Origin of the sequence: Brevibacterium salitolerans, assembly GCF_039531405.1 — a bacterium.
In the GTDB taxonomy this organism is placed as follows: Bacteria; Actinomycetota; Actinomycetes; order Actinomycetales; family Brevibacteriaceae; genus Brevibacterium; species Brevibacterium salitolerans.
The window spans coordinates 45,400-60,701 of record NZ_BAAAPZ010000005.1 but is presented as its reverse complement, the minus strand read 5'-3'; the positions used below and the strand labels follow the sequence as shown (position 1 = coordinate 60,701).

Sequence of the window (15,302 nt, the reverse complement as noted above, 5' to 3'; positions counted from 1 at the left end):
CAGGGGGTGATCCCAGGCTGCGGCCGAGGTGATTCCAGTAAGAGGGCGGGTGCAGAGGTGAGAACCTCCGCGCCCGCCCTTCTCTGCATCCGTTCGCGCCATGCACCGGCCGCCCTCGCTCGCCGGGCAGATCCCGCTCAGCGAACACTGCACCCCGTGGTTCTGCCTATCGACCAAGGAGTGTGCGCGGCGGACGCGGAGCCCCGGGAACTCACCCCTCCGCCCAGGGCTGGACGCCCCGCGAGCGCGAAGAGGACAGCGAGCACACACCTGCCCGCTCAGGACAGGATGCGTGCGCTCACGTCGGAGATCGGCAGGCTGCCTCCGGCGGGCGCGAGGTCCGCAGCGATGGCGGCGGCGATCTCCTCGCAGGCGCGAGCGGACAGACCGGTGCCGAGCACCGCGTTCCAGTAGTGGACGACCTCGCCGTGGTAGCTGTGTCCGTATCCGCCGGGCATATCGACCGAGCGCGGCATGTCCACCGTCAGCTGGGCGAACGTGATGAACGGTCGCCAGCGCAGGCCCGGGGAGACGCCGCGGCCCAGCGGTTCGCGCAGCCAGTCGGGACGGTGCCAGACGAGTGCGGGGCTCCACCAGACGACGGGGTCGGAGGGATGCTGTGCGAAGACCACGCGCGGTCGGGACCACGATCCGTACTCGAGCCCGTCCGGGGCGGCCCACAGGTCCTGTGGGCCGCCGACGAACCGGAAGTGACGCCCCGTCCCGTGCACGGGGCGGACCTCGGGGGATCCGCGCCTGCGGGTGCGGAGCAGCTCCGCGAGGATCCGCGCGGCCCGCGGAGTGCCGGTCCACACCGCACCGTCGAGGCGCCGGAGCATGGCACCCGCGGATCCGTACGCCCCCAGCCCTCCGTATGCGCCCAGCGACTCCCCCGTCGCATACAGCAGAGGCCGCTCGCTCGCCGGCATCGCATCGAGGCGGGCACGCACCGCGCGGCGGAGCGCGAGGGACAGCTCCACCGCCGCGCTGCGGTGGATGAGGAAGGCGAGCCAGGAACCGGCGAAGCTGTACTGCGCGGAGACGACGGCGCAGTCGCCGCGGAGAAGGTGCTCGAAGGCCGCGGCCTGCCAGGGAGGGACCCAGCCGGATCCGGTTCCCGTCGCCAGCAGGATCGCCCGCCGGTCGAAGGCACCCGTGCGTTCGAGTTCCGCGACCGCGGCCTCGGCCGCCTCGCGCGGGTCCGGATGCCCCAGCCTGCCGATGAAGACGCGGATGGGCTCGCGCACCGTCCCGCGTATGGACCCATCGCCGAGGCCGGCCCCCGGACCGGATGCGGCAGCGGCATCCGCCTCACCTGTGGGGTCAGCGAAGGCCGCATCCTCGGGGACCGTGCCGATGTCTCCGGGGACAGTACCGATGCCCGCGGGAACGGCCGACAGGTCACCCGTCTCCCGGAGCCTCTCCCACACCTCGGAGATCCTCACGGCGCGCGGCCCCTGGGTCACGAAGCGCCGGCCGTGCAGACCCATCGTGAGGAAGGGTTCGTACGAGGCGAGGGAGCCCGAACGCTCCGGTTCGGAGGGGCGTGGACCGGAGCCCAGCCCCGCGAAGGAGCCCACGACGGAGTGCTCGTCGAGCCTCCGCAGCAGACGTTCCAGCAGCCACCGATCCGCCCGGAGGATCAGCAGAGTGACCGCGACGGTGACGAGCGGGCCGGGCAGGGAGGGGATGCGCGCCGCGACGGTCCGGATGGTGCGCAGCCGCAGGCGGCGGGAGAGGCGCACGACCAGTTCGAGCGCCACCCACCCAGCGCCCCCGGCGAGGTATCCGAGGACCTGCTGGAGGTCGCTCTCCGGACGCATGCGCACACGGTGGGCGAGATCCCGCTGCCTGCGCGTCTCACCGGCGAGCACCGCACCGCTGGCGGCGACGAGCAGGGCGGCACCCGTGGCGGCGGTGCGCATGGGAGGCCTCGGAGAGAGCAGCGGGATGCGCAAGGGGTCTGCCGGGCCCGGTGCGGAGGACGGCCTCAGCGGCGGGAGGCGTCGTGCGCCTCGGGCAGCTCTGATCACCAGACGCGCGTTCAGGGCGGCCGCCGGGGCGGTGAAGGCGACGGAGAGGCCGGTCATCCACCAGCGCCTCGGGACCAGACTGGGCGCGAGGGCCGCCCAGGAGGCCGTGACCCCCACCGCCAGCGGGCGGGGATCCGGCCGGCCAGCCGCACGGCGCACGGCCCGGCCCAGGGAGCGAACGACCCCGCCCGGGGAGCGGGCTGTCCCGCCCGGAGACGGGAGGCGCGGGCTCTCAGCCATCCGCAGCCTCGGGCGCGGTGGCACCTGCGGAGCGGACCACCACCTGATAGCCGCCGCTGTCGTAGACCGTGGTCCAGTCCCCGCTGTAGCGGTCCTCCGCCCAGGTCTCGATCTCCTCGCCATAGTCGTCCGGACGGAGGGCCACGGCCTCGGGCTCCGCGTCCGCGGAGCTGCCCGTCCAGTACACGTCCGTGTGCGGGGCCAGGTAGGCCAGCAGCCTGATGTCGGTGACGACGGAGTCGTACTCGGACGCCGCCGCGACCGCGCCCTGGCCGTCCACGCGGTACCGGTCCGCTTCCCACAGGAGGTTGAGGTGGGTCTGGCTGAACAGCGCCACGGCCGCCACCGCGGCCACGAGCGGCGCGAACTCCCGTTCCTGCCGCCTGGTCCCCTCGAGGAGGCTCACGGCGACGACGGGGATGAGGACCGCCGAGTAGTGGAAGCTGGTGTCCCAGTAGCCCTCCACGTTCCCCACGAACCGCCAGGCGAGGGTGGGCAGGAGGAGCAGCGCGAACGGCGAGCGCAGGCCCACGATGCCCGCGGCGAGCACGAGGAATCCCACGGTGCCGATCTTGGTGAGCAGCCCCTCGGCGAGGACGTCTGCGAGCGCGACGTTGCCGGTGTAGTCGTACTGACCCTCCGTGTTGAATGCGGGCAGGAAGAAGACGACGGAGTAGACGAGCCAGGCGATGCCCCAGGCGGCCAGGCCCGCCGCCCACCTGAGATCCGCGCGGTTGCGCAGCCAGATCGCAAGGCCGAACACTGCGACCGTCACGCCCAGGTCCTCCTTGACGAACACGAGGAGGGCGATCGCCACCGCGGCCGGCAGCTTGCGGTCGCGGATCCACCACACGAGGCCGAAGGCCATGAGCGGCACCGCGAGCGCGATCTCGTGGAACTGGGCGGTCACGGCGTTGAGCAGGCCCCAGGAGAAGACGTAGGAGAAGGCGAGCAGCCACGTGCCCCGGACGGAGAGCCGGGTGGACGCCAGCGAGACCACCGGCCACACCGAGGCGGCGAAGAGGGCCGCCTGCGCGAGCATGAGGGTGAGTCCGGAGGGCCAGATCCAGAACAGCGGGGTGAGGACCATGAGCAGGGGGTGGAAGTGGTCGCCCCAGAGGTTGAATCCCGGTCCCTTGATATCCACGATGGGGACGCTGAACTCCGCGTACCGCGTCATCATCTGCGTGAAGATGCCGAGGTCCCAGGAGGGCGAGTAGAAGACCCGCCACATGATGACGGACAGCGCCCCGTAGAGCAGGAATGCCGCGACCGAGGCCACGGCGGGCTCCCGGCCGCGCAGCAGGCGCGCGCCCGCACGTGTGGAGCGGGACGGGCCGGAGGGAGCGGGCACGGTCGTCTCGTCGGAGAACTGAGTCGTCACACTGGGACAGTATCAACCGGGAACGAGCGAAGGCCCGGACTGATACTGTGATCAGTCCGGGCCTTCCCGCTGTGCGCCATGAGGGATTCGAACCCCCAACCTTCTGATCCGTAGTCAGATGCTCTATCCGTTGAGCTAATGGCGCTTGGTGTTGTCCGCGCTGCGCTTGGCAACGGAGATAACTATACACAGCGCCCGAGGCCGCCACAAACCACGGGCGGGCGATCTGCGTCACAGGATCCGCGGGCTCGGCTCACGGCTGAGCATCTGCAGGCAACACGAAACCCGCAGGGATCGCTAGAATGGCACACACAGCCTCAAGCCAGAAAGCGCGCTCCCCGCACGGCAGGGGTGAACCCAGCGTCAGCGCCTCGAAGGCCGCACGCTCTGCATGCGCCCCGCACAGCGGGGATGAGCGCCGGCGCGAGTGTCGGATGTGCGCACCCGGCACTCGCCCCAAGCGCCCTACAGGCAATTGAGAAGAAGGGCCGATCATGAGCACAGTCACTGTCACCGCTCGTCGCTGGGCAGGTGGCTGGGAGCTCATTCTCGGCAAGAATGACGCAACCCAGGTTCGCAACCCCGACCGCGCCATTCAACAGGTGCGCGACTACCTCGACACTCGCGACCCTCACATCGACCACTCTGGCGTCGAGGTTGTGGTCATACCTGAACCGGAGCGTCGCATAACGCCGGAGCATCCGAGGAACGGACCAGCGCAGGAGGAGAAACCTCTTCCATTCACCCGGAAACGAACGCGATCCGATCCCGCATGTCCCGACGGCGCCTCATCTCAACACTGAGGCAGGGAGCTGCGCTCGCACATCAAAGCGCACGCCCCTTCTCGCCCTCCATCTAGTCTATGGCAGCTCAAACCATCTATTTGGCAAAATACGTCACACTAATGATACAAACACAGCACACACCCCGCCTCTGTGAGTCAGTGCACAGCTTCTGGCGCCCAGAACGCCGGTTCCACCGCGCCACACGGGCCGTACGGTGAGTGTCATCCCGAGACGCACGGGACAAACCCCACCCCAGGAGATTGGCGAAACATGACTGTCATCGACACCGGCTCGGTCGAGGACCTGCTTCAGGGAGCACCCACCACCAATGCGCGTGTGCTGGACTTCGTCGCATCCGTTGCGAAGCTCACCACCCCTGACTCCGTCGAATGGATCACCGGCAGCGCTGAGCAGCGCGAGGCCCTCATCGCCAAGGCGGAGGCCGCCGGCACCATCGTCCGCCTCGCCAAGCAGAAGGACTCCTACTACGCCGCGTCCGACCCGGACGACGTCGCCCGCGTCGAGAGCCGCACCTTCATCTGCTCCGAGAAGGAGGAGGACGCCGGCCCGCTCAACAACTGGAAGGCCCCGGCGGAGATGAAGGAAACCCTGAACGAGGTCTTCACCGGCTCCATGCGCGGCCGCACCATGTACGTCATCCCCTTCGTCATGGGCCGCGCGGACGCCACGCACCCCATGTTCGGCATCGAGGTCACGGACTCCCCCTACGTCGTCCTCTCCATGGACATCATGGCCCGCTCCGGCTCGGAGGCGCTCGAGGCCATTGACCGCCTTGATGCGGACTTCGTCGAGTGCGTGCACTCCGTGGGCGCTCCCCTGGAGCCCGGCCAGCAGGACGTCCCGTGGCCCTGCAACCCCACCAAGTACATCACCCACTTCCCGGAGGAGCGTTCGATCTGGTCGTACGGCTCCGGCTACGGCGGCAACGCCCTCCTCGGCAAGAAGTGCTACTCGCTGCGCATCGCCTCGGCGATCGCCCGTGACGAGGGCTGGCTCGCCGAGCACATGCTCATCCTCAAGCTCACCAACCCGGCAGGCGAGGTCCGCTACATCGCCGCAGCCTTCCCCAGCGCGTGTGGCAAGACCAACCTCGCGATGATCGAGCCCACCATCCCCGGCTGGAAGGCCGAGACCCTGGGCGACGACATCGCCTGGATGCGGTTCGGCGAGGACGGACAGCTCTACGCGATCAACCCGGAGTTCGGCCTGTTCGGCGTGGCCCCCGGCACCGGCTACGACACCAACCCCACCGCCATGCGTGCCATCGAGGCCGGCGGCAACGTCTTCACCAACGTCGCGCTCACGGATGACGGCGACGTCTGGTGGGAGGGCATGACCAAGGAGAAGCCCGCGCACCTCACGGACTGGCGCGGCAACGACTGGACCCCGGAGTCCGACACCCCGGCCGCCCACCCCAACTCCCGCTTCTGCACGCCGCTGGCCAACGTGCCCACGATCGCGCCGGAGTGGCAGAACCCGGACGGCGTGCCGATCTCCGCGATCCTGTTCGGCGGTCGCCGCAAGACGACCATGCCGCTCGTCACGGAGACCCACGACTGGAACCACGGCGTCTTCATGGGCTCCACGCTCTCCTCCGAGACGACCGCTGCCGCCGAGGGCCAGGTGGGCGTCGTCCGCCGGGACCCCATGGCGATGCGCCCCTTCATCGGCTACAACGTCGGCGACTACCTGCAGCACTGGATCAACATCGGGAAGACGGAGGGTGCCAAGCTGCCCAAGATCTTCTACGTGAACTGGTTCCGCCGCGACGAGGACAACAGCTTCCTGTGGCCCGGGTTCTCGGAGAACTCCCGCGTGCTCAAGTGGGTCTTCGAGCGCACCGCAGGCACCGCCGAGGCCGTGGAGACCCCGCTGGGCTACGCACCTGCCGAGGGCGGCCTCGACCTCGACGGCCTGGACATCTCCCAGGAGCAGGTCTCCAAGGCGCTTGCGATCAAGCCCGAGGAGTGGGCGGCCGAACTCGCCTCCATCGACGAGTGGTACGACGAGCTGGGCAGCCACGTGCCGGCCGAGCTCCGCGCCGAGGTCGGCGAGCTGCGGGAGCGCCTGGGCGTGAAGTGATCGTGCCGGGCCCGGCTGCAATGCGTCGCAGCTGAGCCGGCCATAGCAAGAAGGACCTGCATCCTGAGCCGGGATGCAGGTCCTTCTTGCTGTTCGCAGCGCGCTCACGCATACCTCCGGGAGTGCCTCACTGCTCCGCGGCACCGTCCGCTCATGGACGGCGCCGCGGAGCAGCTCTCAGCCGGAGAACGCCCCGATCAGCTCGTTGACGCCCAGCACCACGAAGATCGCGGCGATGATGACGAGCACCACGTTGAGCCACCAGCTGTTCTTCCACTCCTTGGGCATGTGCCTGGAGTTGAGCAGGAACAGCAGCGTGATCGCGAGGAACGGCATGAAGAACGAGCCCAGCACGCCGTAGGTGATGATGATGCCCACCGGCTTGCCGATGAACAGCAGGAGCATCGGCGGGAAGGTCAGCCAGAGGACGTAGGCCTTGTAGTACTTGCCGCCGAGGCCCCGGTCCGGGTGATCCTCCGCCAGGCCGCGCGTGCGCCCCCAGAAGTCCGCGAACATCAGGGACACGCCGTTCCACACGCCCAGCACGGACGAGAACGACGAGGCCCAGAAGCCCACGAGGAACACGTTGGCCATGAACGCGCCGTGGCGTTCTGCGAGGACGTCCGCGAGGTCGAGGAGTCCCTGATCCCCGCTCTGGATCGCGATGCCGGCGGAGTAGAGGAACTCGGCGCCGATCACGAGCATCGAGATGACGAAGATGCCGGAGATGATGTAGGCCATCGAGTTGTCGATCCGCATGACGCGCATCCACGTGGGCGTGACCCAGCCCTTCTCCTTGAGCCAGTAGCCGTACGCCGCGAGCGTGATGGTCCCGCCCACGCCGCCTGCGATGCTCAGCGTGTAGATCACGCCGCCTTCCGGAATCATCGGGATGAGTCCCTTGAGGAGCTCCGGGACGTTCGGCAGCGTGGCGACCGCGAGACCCACCACCGTGACGAACATGAGGCCGACCAGGATCGCCACGATCTTCTCGAGCGCGTGGTACTTCCCGAACCACACGAGCGCAGCGCCGATCAGCCCTGAGATGATGCCGTAGAAGATGACGTCGTAGTTGGAGTGGAAGATCGGCAGCGCCGTCGCCAGCGGCAGCGCCGAGGCGGACATCGCCGTGGCACCGTAGACGAACCCCCACACCACGATGTAGGGACCGAAGTAGATCGAGGTCCACTTCCCCAGCCGTCGCCAGCCCTCGAAGATAGAGTGCCCCGTGGCCAGCGTCCACCGGCCCGCACCCTCCACGAGGAAGATCTTGATGACGACGCCGACCACTGCCGCCCAGAGGAGCGCGTACCCGTACATGGAGCCGGCGACCAGCGTGGCGACGAGGTCACCGGCGCCGATGCCCGTCGCAGCCACGACGAGACCCGGACCGATCAGCTTCCAGCGGGGCTTGCCCTCCGACGCGGCGACAGCGCTGCCGCCCGCCGGCTCTTCTGCACCTGCACCGGTGCTCTGCGTGTTCTCATTCACAGGGGAACCTTAAAGGAGGTTGTCCGTCTGCGCACAGGGTGCCTGGTGACGAGTGCGCCGGTCCGGGGCAGCGGAGGCCCGTCTCACACGTCGTCGTCTCCGGCGAGGCCGCCTTCGCCCTCCCAGTTCTCCACCCTCTCGGTCTTGTCCTCGGAGAACTTCAGCCGGACGCCGTGGCCGCGCCCGTTCGCTCCGTCCGCGAGGAAGAACGCCCCCAGACGCTCGAGCGTGTGCCTCAGGGACGCGAGCTGTGCCTCATCGAGGGAGCCCCGCCCCTTCTCGAAGTCCCGGAGCTGCCTGCGGGTGAGCCCCGCCGCGTCCGCGGTGTAGGTGGCCGAGGTCGCCACGAGTGCGCGCGCAGCCCGAGCGAGGCTGCCATTCAGGTGCATTGTGTTCTGCGTCATACCACAACTGTGCCAGATCCACACTGCACGGACTCCGCACCGCGCCGCCCGCGCAGCGAGGCGAGCAGGAGCCGTGCGCGACCCACGGGGCACGGAAAAGGCCCTCCCGCCCGCTTATGGATGCAAACGACAGGGCCTTTCGAAAAACGCGGAGCCGGTGGGATTTGAACCCACGGTCCCCCTAACGAGGGACTCCACCTTAGCAGGGTGGTGCTTTCGGCCGCTCAGCCACGACTCCCCACTGACCAGCGCGCCGGACAGCTTCTACAGACTACACAAGGGGACGCGCTCACGCCAAAGCAGGAAACGATGTGCGGCGAGGCTCACGCCGCTGCACCTCTCACCATGCGGCGGCGCGCCCGGAGATGTCACGAAAACCTCAAGTTCGGCCAATACTATGTACTGGCGATCAGGTATGCACTGGTGACCAGATCCGCACTGATCCACCGGAGACCACCGGAAGCGCCCCGCCGCTCCTCGCGAGGGACAGGGCGTGCACCACCCCCTGCACCACCGAGGAGACGCATCAGTGGCCGAAGACGAGAGCAGGCGGAGAGGCGAAAGCGCACAGGGCGAGGATCCCTCGGCAGCGCACAGCCCCATCCGCGCCTCCCGGCGTGCCCGCCTGCGCGGTCTCGACGGCGTCCGGCGTGATGACTACCGCCTCAAGGCGGACTCGGGCAGCCAGCCGGCAGCGAACTCATCAGCACAGCAGCCGTCTCCTCACGCGCCGCCCTCACGCGAAGAGCGCGCGGGAGCCACCCCGGCTCCCAGCGGTATGAGAGCTCCCAGCGAGATGCGGCCGGCCCGCGAGTTCCCCTCACGGCGCGAGCTCCGCGAAGCGGCCTCCCCCGCCTCGGGCGCTTCCGCGAGGGGAACCGCGGGTGGGGCCTCTGGACCTCCCCCGGGGTCGTCGCAGTCCGCGGTTCCGGCCCGCTCTCCCGAGGACACCGCACGCGCAGCACGTGCGCAGGACGCCCCTCAGGAGTCCGCCCCACGGTCGGCACCCTCCCCGTTCGACCAGATGACCACGACCGCGGACATCGCCCGCCTCCCCACCTCGTCGCCCAGGCACGCCACGCGGAGCCGGGACCCGCTGCCTCCCGGCTCCGCGGCAGGAGCCTCCGAGCTGGTGAATCAGGGATCTTCCTCCGGACGCCCCTCCGTCTTCCCCGGCGCCGAGGCCGCCTCCGGAACAGCGGGAGCCTCCGCAGGTGCGACGGCCGGAACAGGCGCGGGAGCCTCCGCAGGAGTTGCAGGCCAGACAGCCGCAACAGCGGCAGGAGCGGCCTCCGCAGCGGCAGGCCCGGCGTCCGCGAGCGCGGCGACGGGTGCTGCAGGCGCGGCAGCCGGCATGGCAGCATCGGCTGCCGCCCCGGGGGCTCATGCCGGCGATGAGTCCGCTCCCCTCACACGACGTGCGCTCCGCAGCCGCAGGGACGCGCGAGGTGCGCATAGCAGGAAGCATGCGGAATCCCGGCGCTCGGATCAGCCGTCCGCACAGGACCAGCCAACACAGAGCGCAGCGGCCGAGCGCACGACCGGCCACGGTGCGTCCGCACCGGAAGCCTCCGATGCCGGCCCCACTGTCGGCAGGACCACAGTCGGCAGCGCTTCAGCCGGCAGCGCCGCGGCCCCCGTCCGCCGCCGCCTCTCGGACAGCGCCCGCCCCCGCCATTCGCGGCGCGAGGGCGAGGCCTTCAGCTCCATCGTCCGCTGGACCACGCTCGGCACCCTGGTGCCCGGCCTCGGGCTCATCCACGGCAAGCACCGCCGCGGCTGGATCATCCTCCTCGGGTTCCTCGCCGTCATCCTCGCCGCTGCCGTCTGGGTCCTCTGGAGGGGGCCCGTCCGCGCGCTCTCCCGCCTCGCCGGGGACCCCGTGGTGCTCTACACGATCGCGATCGCGCTGGCACTGGCGATCGTCATCTGGGCGATCACCATCCTGCGCTCCTACCGGGTGCTGCGCGGCGGCCGGCGGATCACACGCGTCCAACGCGGCCTCGGCTGGGGGCTGGTCGCCTCGCTCATCCTGTGCGTGGGGGTGCCGCTGGGCGTGGGCTCCGCGTACTCCAAGGTGCAGGCGGACACCATCCGCTCCGTGTTCGGCGAGTCCGGCGGGTCCGTTCAGGACAAGGCGGCGCTGTGGGCGAACCAGCCGCGGATCAACGTCTTCCTCATCGGCCGCGACAACGGCGACGGACGCGAGGGCACCCGTCCCGACACCATGCTCGTCGCCTCCATCGACACGCGTTCGGGGGACACCACCCTCATCAGCGTCCCCCGCAACCTCAACTACGCCCACTTCCCCGAGGGCACTCCCCTGGCGGAGCGCTTCCCCGACGGCTTCGACGGCTTCGGCCCGGACGAGAGCCTCATCAATGCGGTCTGGACGTGGGCGGAGCAGAACCCGGAGGCCGTGGGCGAGACGGAGGAGGGCCTCGAGGTCGGCATGTACGCGACCATGCAGGCCGTCGAGGGCTCGTTGGGCCTGGAGCTGGACTACCACTCGAGCGTGGACATGGAGGGCTTCGAGGACGTCGTCGATGCGATCGGCGGCGTGAAGATCGATGTGGAGCGCCCCATCCCCATGGGCGGCGGCACCAACATGAACACCGGTCTGAAGAACCCCATCAAGGGCTGGATCGACCCCGGCGAGCAGGTGCTGCAGGGCAAGAAGGCCCTCTGGTACGTGCGCTCCCGCGACGGCGCGGACAACTACGACCGCATGTGCCGTCAGCAGCGCATGCTCAAGACCACCCTCGACCAGGTGAATCCGCAGGAGCTCGCCGCGGCCTATCCCAAGCTGGCGGGATCGGCCGAGCGCAACATCCAGACGGACATCGCGCAGAACGCCGTGCCCGCCTTCGTGGAGCTCGCCATCGCCATGCAGGGCGGCGAGATCAAGTCCGCCCAGATCACCAACGACGTCGTGTCCACGAGCAACCCGGACTACGACGTCCTGCACGAGTGGGTGCAGGAGCAGATCAACCCCGCTGAGCCCAGCCAGGCCGAGGAGGCCGCCCCGGCGGAGGAGGAGACGGAGGCTCCCGAGGAGGAGCCCACCCCGGAGGAGACCCCGGAGCACAAGGACGGCATCGAGGACGCCGACGGCAAGTGCTACCCCCGCGGCTACGAGCCCGGCTCCGGCTGGCCCGGCTACCCCGGCCCCGAAGGGGACCAGGGTTGAGCGGAGCTCTGCGGGTCGGCATCGTCGGTGCCGGCCCGCGAGGTCTGTCCGTGCTGGAGAGGCTGCTCGCGCACGCCCGGCGGTGCCGGGAGGAGAACCCCGCCGCCGAGGTGTCCCTCGACATCCGCCTCTTCGACCCCTTCCCGCCCGGGCCCGGCAGGGTGTGGCGCACCGACCAGTCGCCGCACCTGCTCATGAACACCGTGGTCGAGGAGCAGACCGTCTTCCCCGATGCCTCCTGCCGTGTGTCCGTGCCCGGCACCGGCCCCTCGATGGCGGAGTGGGCGCGGAGCGCAGACGGCGCAGGAAGCGCGGAGGAGGAGAACGCCTCGGCCCCCGCGACCGCGACATTCGCGCAGCGGCGTGAGTACGGCGCGTACCTCGCCGACGCCTACGACCGGATGGCTGCCCAGGCGCCGCCGGGAGTGACGATCGCGCACGAGCCGTGCGAGGTCCTGCAGATCCTCGATCTGCCGGAGAACGCCTCGGTCCCCTCCGGGCCCGGCACGCGCAGCTTCGCGGGCGTGCACCGTCCGGCGCCCACACGCGGCCCGGCCTCACAGGCCCGGGACCAGGAAGCGGGCGTGCCGCCCCTCCCGGAGGGCCGGACGCTCGCGTCCGCGCCGCAGGCGCTGCGCCTGTCCGACGGCCGCACGCTGGAGGCGGACGCCGTGGTGCTCTGTGTGGGGCACATCCCTGCCGCACTCAGCGACGAACGCGCAGGCTGGCAGCGATTCGCGGATGCCGCCAACCTCGTCTACCTGCCTCCCGGCCTGCCCGCGGAGACGCGCGTGGACCGGCTGCCGGCGGGAGAGCCCGTGCTCATCCGCGGTTTCGGGCTCAACTACTTCGACCTCCAGTCCCTCCTCACCCACGGCCGCGGCGGCCGCTTCGAGGAGACGGGCGAGGGCGAGCTGCGCTACCTGCCCAGCGGCTCGGAGCCGATCCTCGTGCCGGGCTCCCGCCGCGGCGTGCCGTACCGCTCCAAGCCCCTCACCTCCCGGCATCCGCTGCCGGTCCCGCCGGGCTCGCACCTCCGGTTCTTCACCGCCGAGCACATCGACCGGCTGCCCGCTCCCGAGGCCGGCCTCCGTTTCGACGCGCAGCTCTGGCCGCTCGTCCTCGCCGATCTCCGCCGCGCCTGGTACGCCGCGCTCGCGCGCTCCCGCCCGGAGGTCTTCCGGGAGGACCCCGCCGTGCTCGACTCCGCGCTCGCGGAGGCGGTCGCACGCCACCTGGACGACGGCGGGCGTTCCAGTGCCGCCCGGACCTCAGCGGTCACCGGCACCGCGCCCGTGCCGTCCACACCGGCGGCGGGGACTGCGGCAGGTGCCGCGACCCCTGCGGCCGAGTCCTGGCGCGAGACGGAGGAGCGCGTGCTCGACCCGGACGCGGTCAGCGCGGAACCCGGCCTGCTCCTCGACCTCCATCGCTACATCAGACCGCTGGGCCACACCGGCTTCGCAGACCGGGAGGAGCTGCGCGGCGCACTGCTGGCCTACCTCCGTGAGGATCTCGCCGCCTCGCGCCTGGGGCCGGCGCTCTCCCCGGAGAAGGCGCTGTTCCCGGTGCTCTGGCAGGCGCGGATGCTGCTCAAGGAGCTCGTCGCCCAGGAACGGCTGGAGCCGGCCAGCTTCGTCGCGGAGGTGCGCGGCTGGTTCGAGGACTTCGTCTCCGGGATCTGCGACGGGCCGCCTCCGCAGCGGTACGCGGAGCTCATCGCCCTGGCGGAGGCCGGGCTCGTGGACTTCGCCGGACCGGAGGTCCGCATCCGCACCTCGCGCACCGGGGAGCCTGCCGGGTTCGTCGCCACGACCTCTGCGGTGGACGGCGAGGTGCGCGCCCGCGCACTCGTGGACGCGAGCTCCCCGGCCAACCGCGTGACACAGGCCGACGACCGTCTCATCCGCGGGATGCTGGACCGCGGGCAGCTCCGCGTCGCCGAACACCGGCTCGATCCGACCACCGTCGTGCCGTCCTCCGGCCTCGCGGTCACGCGCCCGCCCTACCGCACGGTCGATGCCCGAGGCCGCGTGCACCCCGCACGCTTCGTCCTGTCCCTGCAGCTGTCCTCCGTCCAGCTGGGGCTGGCGATCGCCGCGAACCCGGACTCGGACGCCCGCACCTTCCGCGACGCGGACGCCGTCGCCCGCGCGATCCTCGACCTCTGCTGAGCGCCCTCGCCTGTGCTGAGCGCCCTCGCCCGCGCCTACCGTGACGAGGGCGAGCGGCGCAACGCTCCGGACGCGCACCCGGCGCGGAGGCGCACCTGGCGCGGGCGCGGCACACCCTGCGCGGACGCAGCGTACCCTGCGCGGGCGCAGGCTCTGCTACGAGGCCATCCGCTCCCGCGAGCCGCCGCGCCCGCCTGCGGGCGCCTCCGCGACCGTCTCCGCTCCGCTGACCTGCGCCCAGATCTCGTCCAGCGACAGATGCAGTTCCGCAGCGAGCACGGCGATGGTGGAGAAGGCCGGTGTGGCCACCCTGCCCGTCTCGATCTTGCGCAGGGTCTCCGCAGAGATGCCGGCGGCAGCGGCGACTGCAGGCATGGAGCGCTCGCCTCGGGCGCTTCGCAGCAGGGCTCCCAGACGCTGACCTCGTTCGATCTCTGCGGGGGTGAGCGGTAGTCGGACCATGAGTCGATGATAATGCCGTTATTATAGTACCGGCATTATCATCACACACCTGCATTCCCGCCCCACAGAGAGGCCCACCCATGGTCGAAATCCTGAGCCGCCGCCGGCTGTCCCTCGCCTCGGAGACGGGGCAGCTCGTCGGCACGATCCTGCGCACGCTCAGGGAGCGCGTCACCGTGGGAACCAACCTGCTGGAGATCGACGCCTGGACGGCGGAGATGATCGCCGAGGCCGGCGCGGAGTCCTGCTACGTCGACTACGCCCCGTCGTTCGGCCGCGGCCCCTTCGGCCATGTCATCTGCACCTCCGTCAACGACGCGGTCCTGCACGGCCTCCCCCGCGACCAGGTGCTCGCACCCGGCGATCTGCTCACGCTCGACCTCGCCGTCTCACTGCGCGGCGTCGTCGCGGACTCCGCGATCAGCTTCGTCGTGGGGGACGATCCCGCACCGGCCGACCTCGCGATGATCGAGACCACCGAACGCGCTCTCGAGGCCGGCATCGCCGCGGCGGGCCCGCACGCACGCATCGGCGATCTCTCGGCCGCGATCGGCGCGGTGCTCAGAGCGGCCGGCTATCCCATCAACATGGAGTTCGGCGGGCACGGCCTCGGCTCCACCATGCACCAGGACCCGCACGTGGCCAACGCAGGTGCACCGGGGCGCGGCGTCCGTCTCAGACCCGGCATGCTCCTGGCGCTCGAACCCTGGGTGATGGCGGACACCGCGGCGCTGCGCACGGATGCCGACGGCTGGACGCTGCGCAGCGCCACGGGGTGCCGGGCTGCGCACAGCGAGCACACCATCGCGATCACCCGCACGGGCGCGGAGATCCTCACGCTCCCCACGGCCTGACTCGGTCCGGCACGCCCCGGCGCGGCCTGACTTGCCCCGGCGCGCAGCCGAACGAGGCTGCACATTTCCATTGTCGTCTGATCACTTTCCCCAGCCACCGCCGCCTGCGTGGCTGGGGAAAGTGATCACACAGGGGGAAGGTGGGGAGGGAGGGTGGGAGCGCCCGCGGCCGCCCCGCCCTC

10 protein-coding genes and 2 tRNA genes are annotated in these 15,302 nt (G+C 70.5%); 5 read left to right on the top strand and 7 right to left on the bottom strand.

Annotated elements, in window-relative coordinates:
* Positions 1-278 precede the first annotated feature (278 nt).
* The 3 genes from ABD240_RS07845 to ABD240_RS07835 form a co-directional block, all read right to left on the bottom strand.
* Entirely contained in the window at positions 279-2,273 is a 1,995-nt protein-coding gene (locus tag ABD240_RS07845) for an alpha/beta-hydrolase family protein (RefSeq protein WP_344336765.1), read from the bottom strand.
* On the bottom strand, positions 2,266-3,657 hold the full coding sequence (locus ABD240_RS07840) for a DUF2079 domain-containing protein (protein WP_344336763.1): 1,392 nt from the start codon (positions 3,655-3,657) through the stop codon (positions 2,266-2,268). The genes ABD240_RS07845 and ABD240_RS07840 overlap by 8 nt, the downstream gene beginning before the upstream one ends.
* A 72-nt stretch (positions 3,658-3,729) precedes the next feature.
* Positions 3,730-3,802 (bottom strand) — tRNA-Arg (locus tag ABD240_RS07835).
* Positions 3,803-4,151: 349 nt separating this feature from the next.
* On the opposite strand from ABD240_RS07835, the gene ABD240_RS07830 reads away from it, so the two are divergent.
* Positions 4,152-4,460: a hypothetical protein gene (locus ABD240_RS07830; protein WP_344336761.1), complete on the top strand. Its 309-nt coding sequence runs from the start codon at positions 4,152-4,154 to the stop codon at positions 4,458-4,460.
* Between the two features lie 252 nt (positions 4,461-4,712).
* Positions 4,713-6,545, top strand: a complete 1,833-nt coding sequence (locus tag ABD240_RS07825) for a phosphoenolpyruvate carboxykinase (GTP) (RefSeq protein WP_344336759.1) — start codon at positions 4,713-4,715, stop codon at positions 6,543-6,545.
* Between the two features lie 177 nt (positions 6,546-6,722).
* On the opposite strand, the gene ABD240_RS07820 is transcribed toward ABD240_RS07825, so the two are convergent.
* The 3 genes from ABD240_RS07820 to ABD240_RS07810 all read right to left on the bottom strand — a co-directional run bounded on the left by ABD240_RS07820 (position 6,723) and on the right by ABD240_RS07810 (position 8,678).
* Positions 6,723-8,036: an Nramp family divalent metal transporter gene (locus ABD240_RS07820; protein WP_344336757.1), complete on the bottom strand. Its 1,314-nt coding sequence runs from the start codon at positions 8,034-8,036 to the stop codon at positions 6,723-6,725.
* A gap of 83 nt (positions 8,037-8,119) precedes the next feature.
* The gene (locus ABD240_RS07815; RefSeq protein ID WP_344336756.1) at positions 8,120-8,440 is read right to left on the bottom strand and encodes an XRE family transcriptional regulator; all 321 of its coding nucleotides are present in this window, start codon (positions 8,438-8,440) and stop codon (positions 8,120-8,122) included.
* 149 nt (positions 8,441-8,589) lie between these two features.
* Positions 8,590-8,678 (bottom strand) — tRNA-Ser (locus tag ABD240_RS07810).
* A 1,500-nt stretch (positions 8,679-10,178) separates the two neighbouring features.
* On the opposite strand from ABD240_RS07810, the gene ABD240_RS07805 reads away from it, so the two are divergent.
* Together ABD240_RS07805 and ABD240_RS07800 are read left to right on the top strand one after the other, a co-directional pair.
* On the top strand, positions 10,179-11,630 hold the full coding sequence (locus tag ABD240_RS07805) for an LCP family glycopolymer transferase (protein WP_344336754.1): 1,452 nt from the start codon (positions 10,179-10,181) through the stop codon (positions 11,628-11,630).
* The gene (locus ABD240_RS07800) at positions 11,627-13,804 is read left to right on the top strand and encodes an FAD/NAD(P)-binding protein (protein WP_344336753.1); all 2,178 of its coding nucleotides are present in this window, start codon (positions 11,627-11,629) and stop codon (positions 13,802-13,804) included. Before ABD240_RS07805 ends, ABD240_RS07800 begins: the two co-directional genes overlap by 4 nt.
* Before the next feature lie 156 nt (positions 13,805-13,960).
* On the opposite strand, the gene ABD240_RS07795 is transcribed toward ABD240_RS07800, so the two are convergent.
* On the bottom strand, positions 13,961-14,266 hold the full coding sequence (locus tag ABD240_RS07795; protein ID WP_344336751.1) for a helix-turn-helix domain-containing protein: 306 nt from the start codon (positions 14,264-14,266) through the stop codon (positions 13,961-13,963).
* A gap of 80 nt (positions 14,267-14,346) precedes the next feature.
* Between ABD240_RS07795 and map the strand changes: the two genes are divergently transcribed.
* Positions 14,347-15,120: a type I methionyl aminopeptidase gene (gene map / locus ABD240_RS07790; protein WP_344336750.1), complete on the top strand. Its 774-nt coding sequence runs from the start codon at positions 14,347-14,349 to the stop codon at positions 15,118-15,120.
* Positions 15,121-15,302 lie beyond the last annotated feature (182 nt).

What these genes read in the sequence shown, in the direction of transcription:
- ABD240_RS07830 (WP_344336761.1), top strand. Translation starts at nt 4,152, where the DNA reads ATGAGCACAGTCACTGTCACCGCTCGTCGCTGGGCAGGTGGCTGGGAG.
- map (WP_344336750.1), top strand. Translation starts at nt 14,347, where the DNA reads ATGGTCGAAATCCTGAGCCGCCGCCGGCTGTCCCTCGCCTCGGAGACG.
- ABD240_RS07845 (WP_344336765.1), bottom strand. Translation starts at nt 2,273, where the DNA reads ATGGCTGAGAGCCCGCGCCTCCCGTCTCCGGGCGGGACAGCCCGCTCC.
- ABD240_RS07795 (WP_344336751.1), bottom strand. Translation starts at nt 14,266, where the DNA reads ATGGTCCGACTACCGCTCACCCCCGCAGAGATCGAACGAGGTCAGCGT.
- ABD240_RS07825 (WP_344336759.1), top strand. Translation starts at nt 4,713, where the DNA reads ATGACTGTCATCGACACCGGCTCGGTCGAGGACCTGCTTCAGGGAGCA.
- ABD240_RS07815 (WP_344336756.1), bottom strand. Translation starts at nt 8,440, where the DNA reads ATGACGCAGAACACAATGCACCTGAATGGCAGCCTCGCTCGGGCTGCG.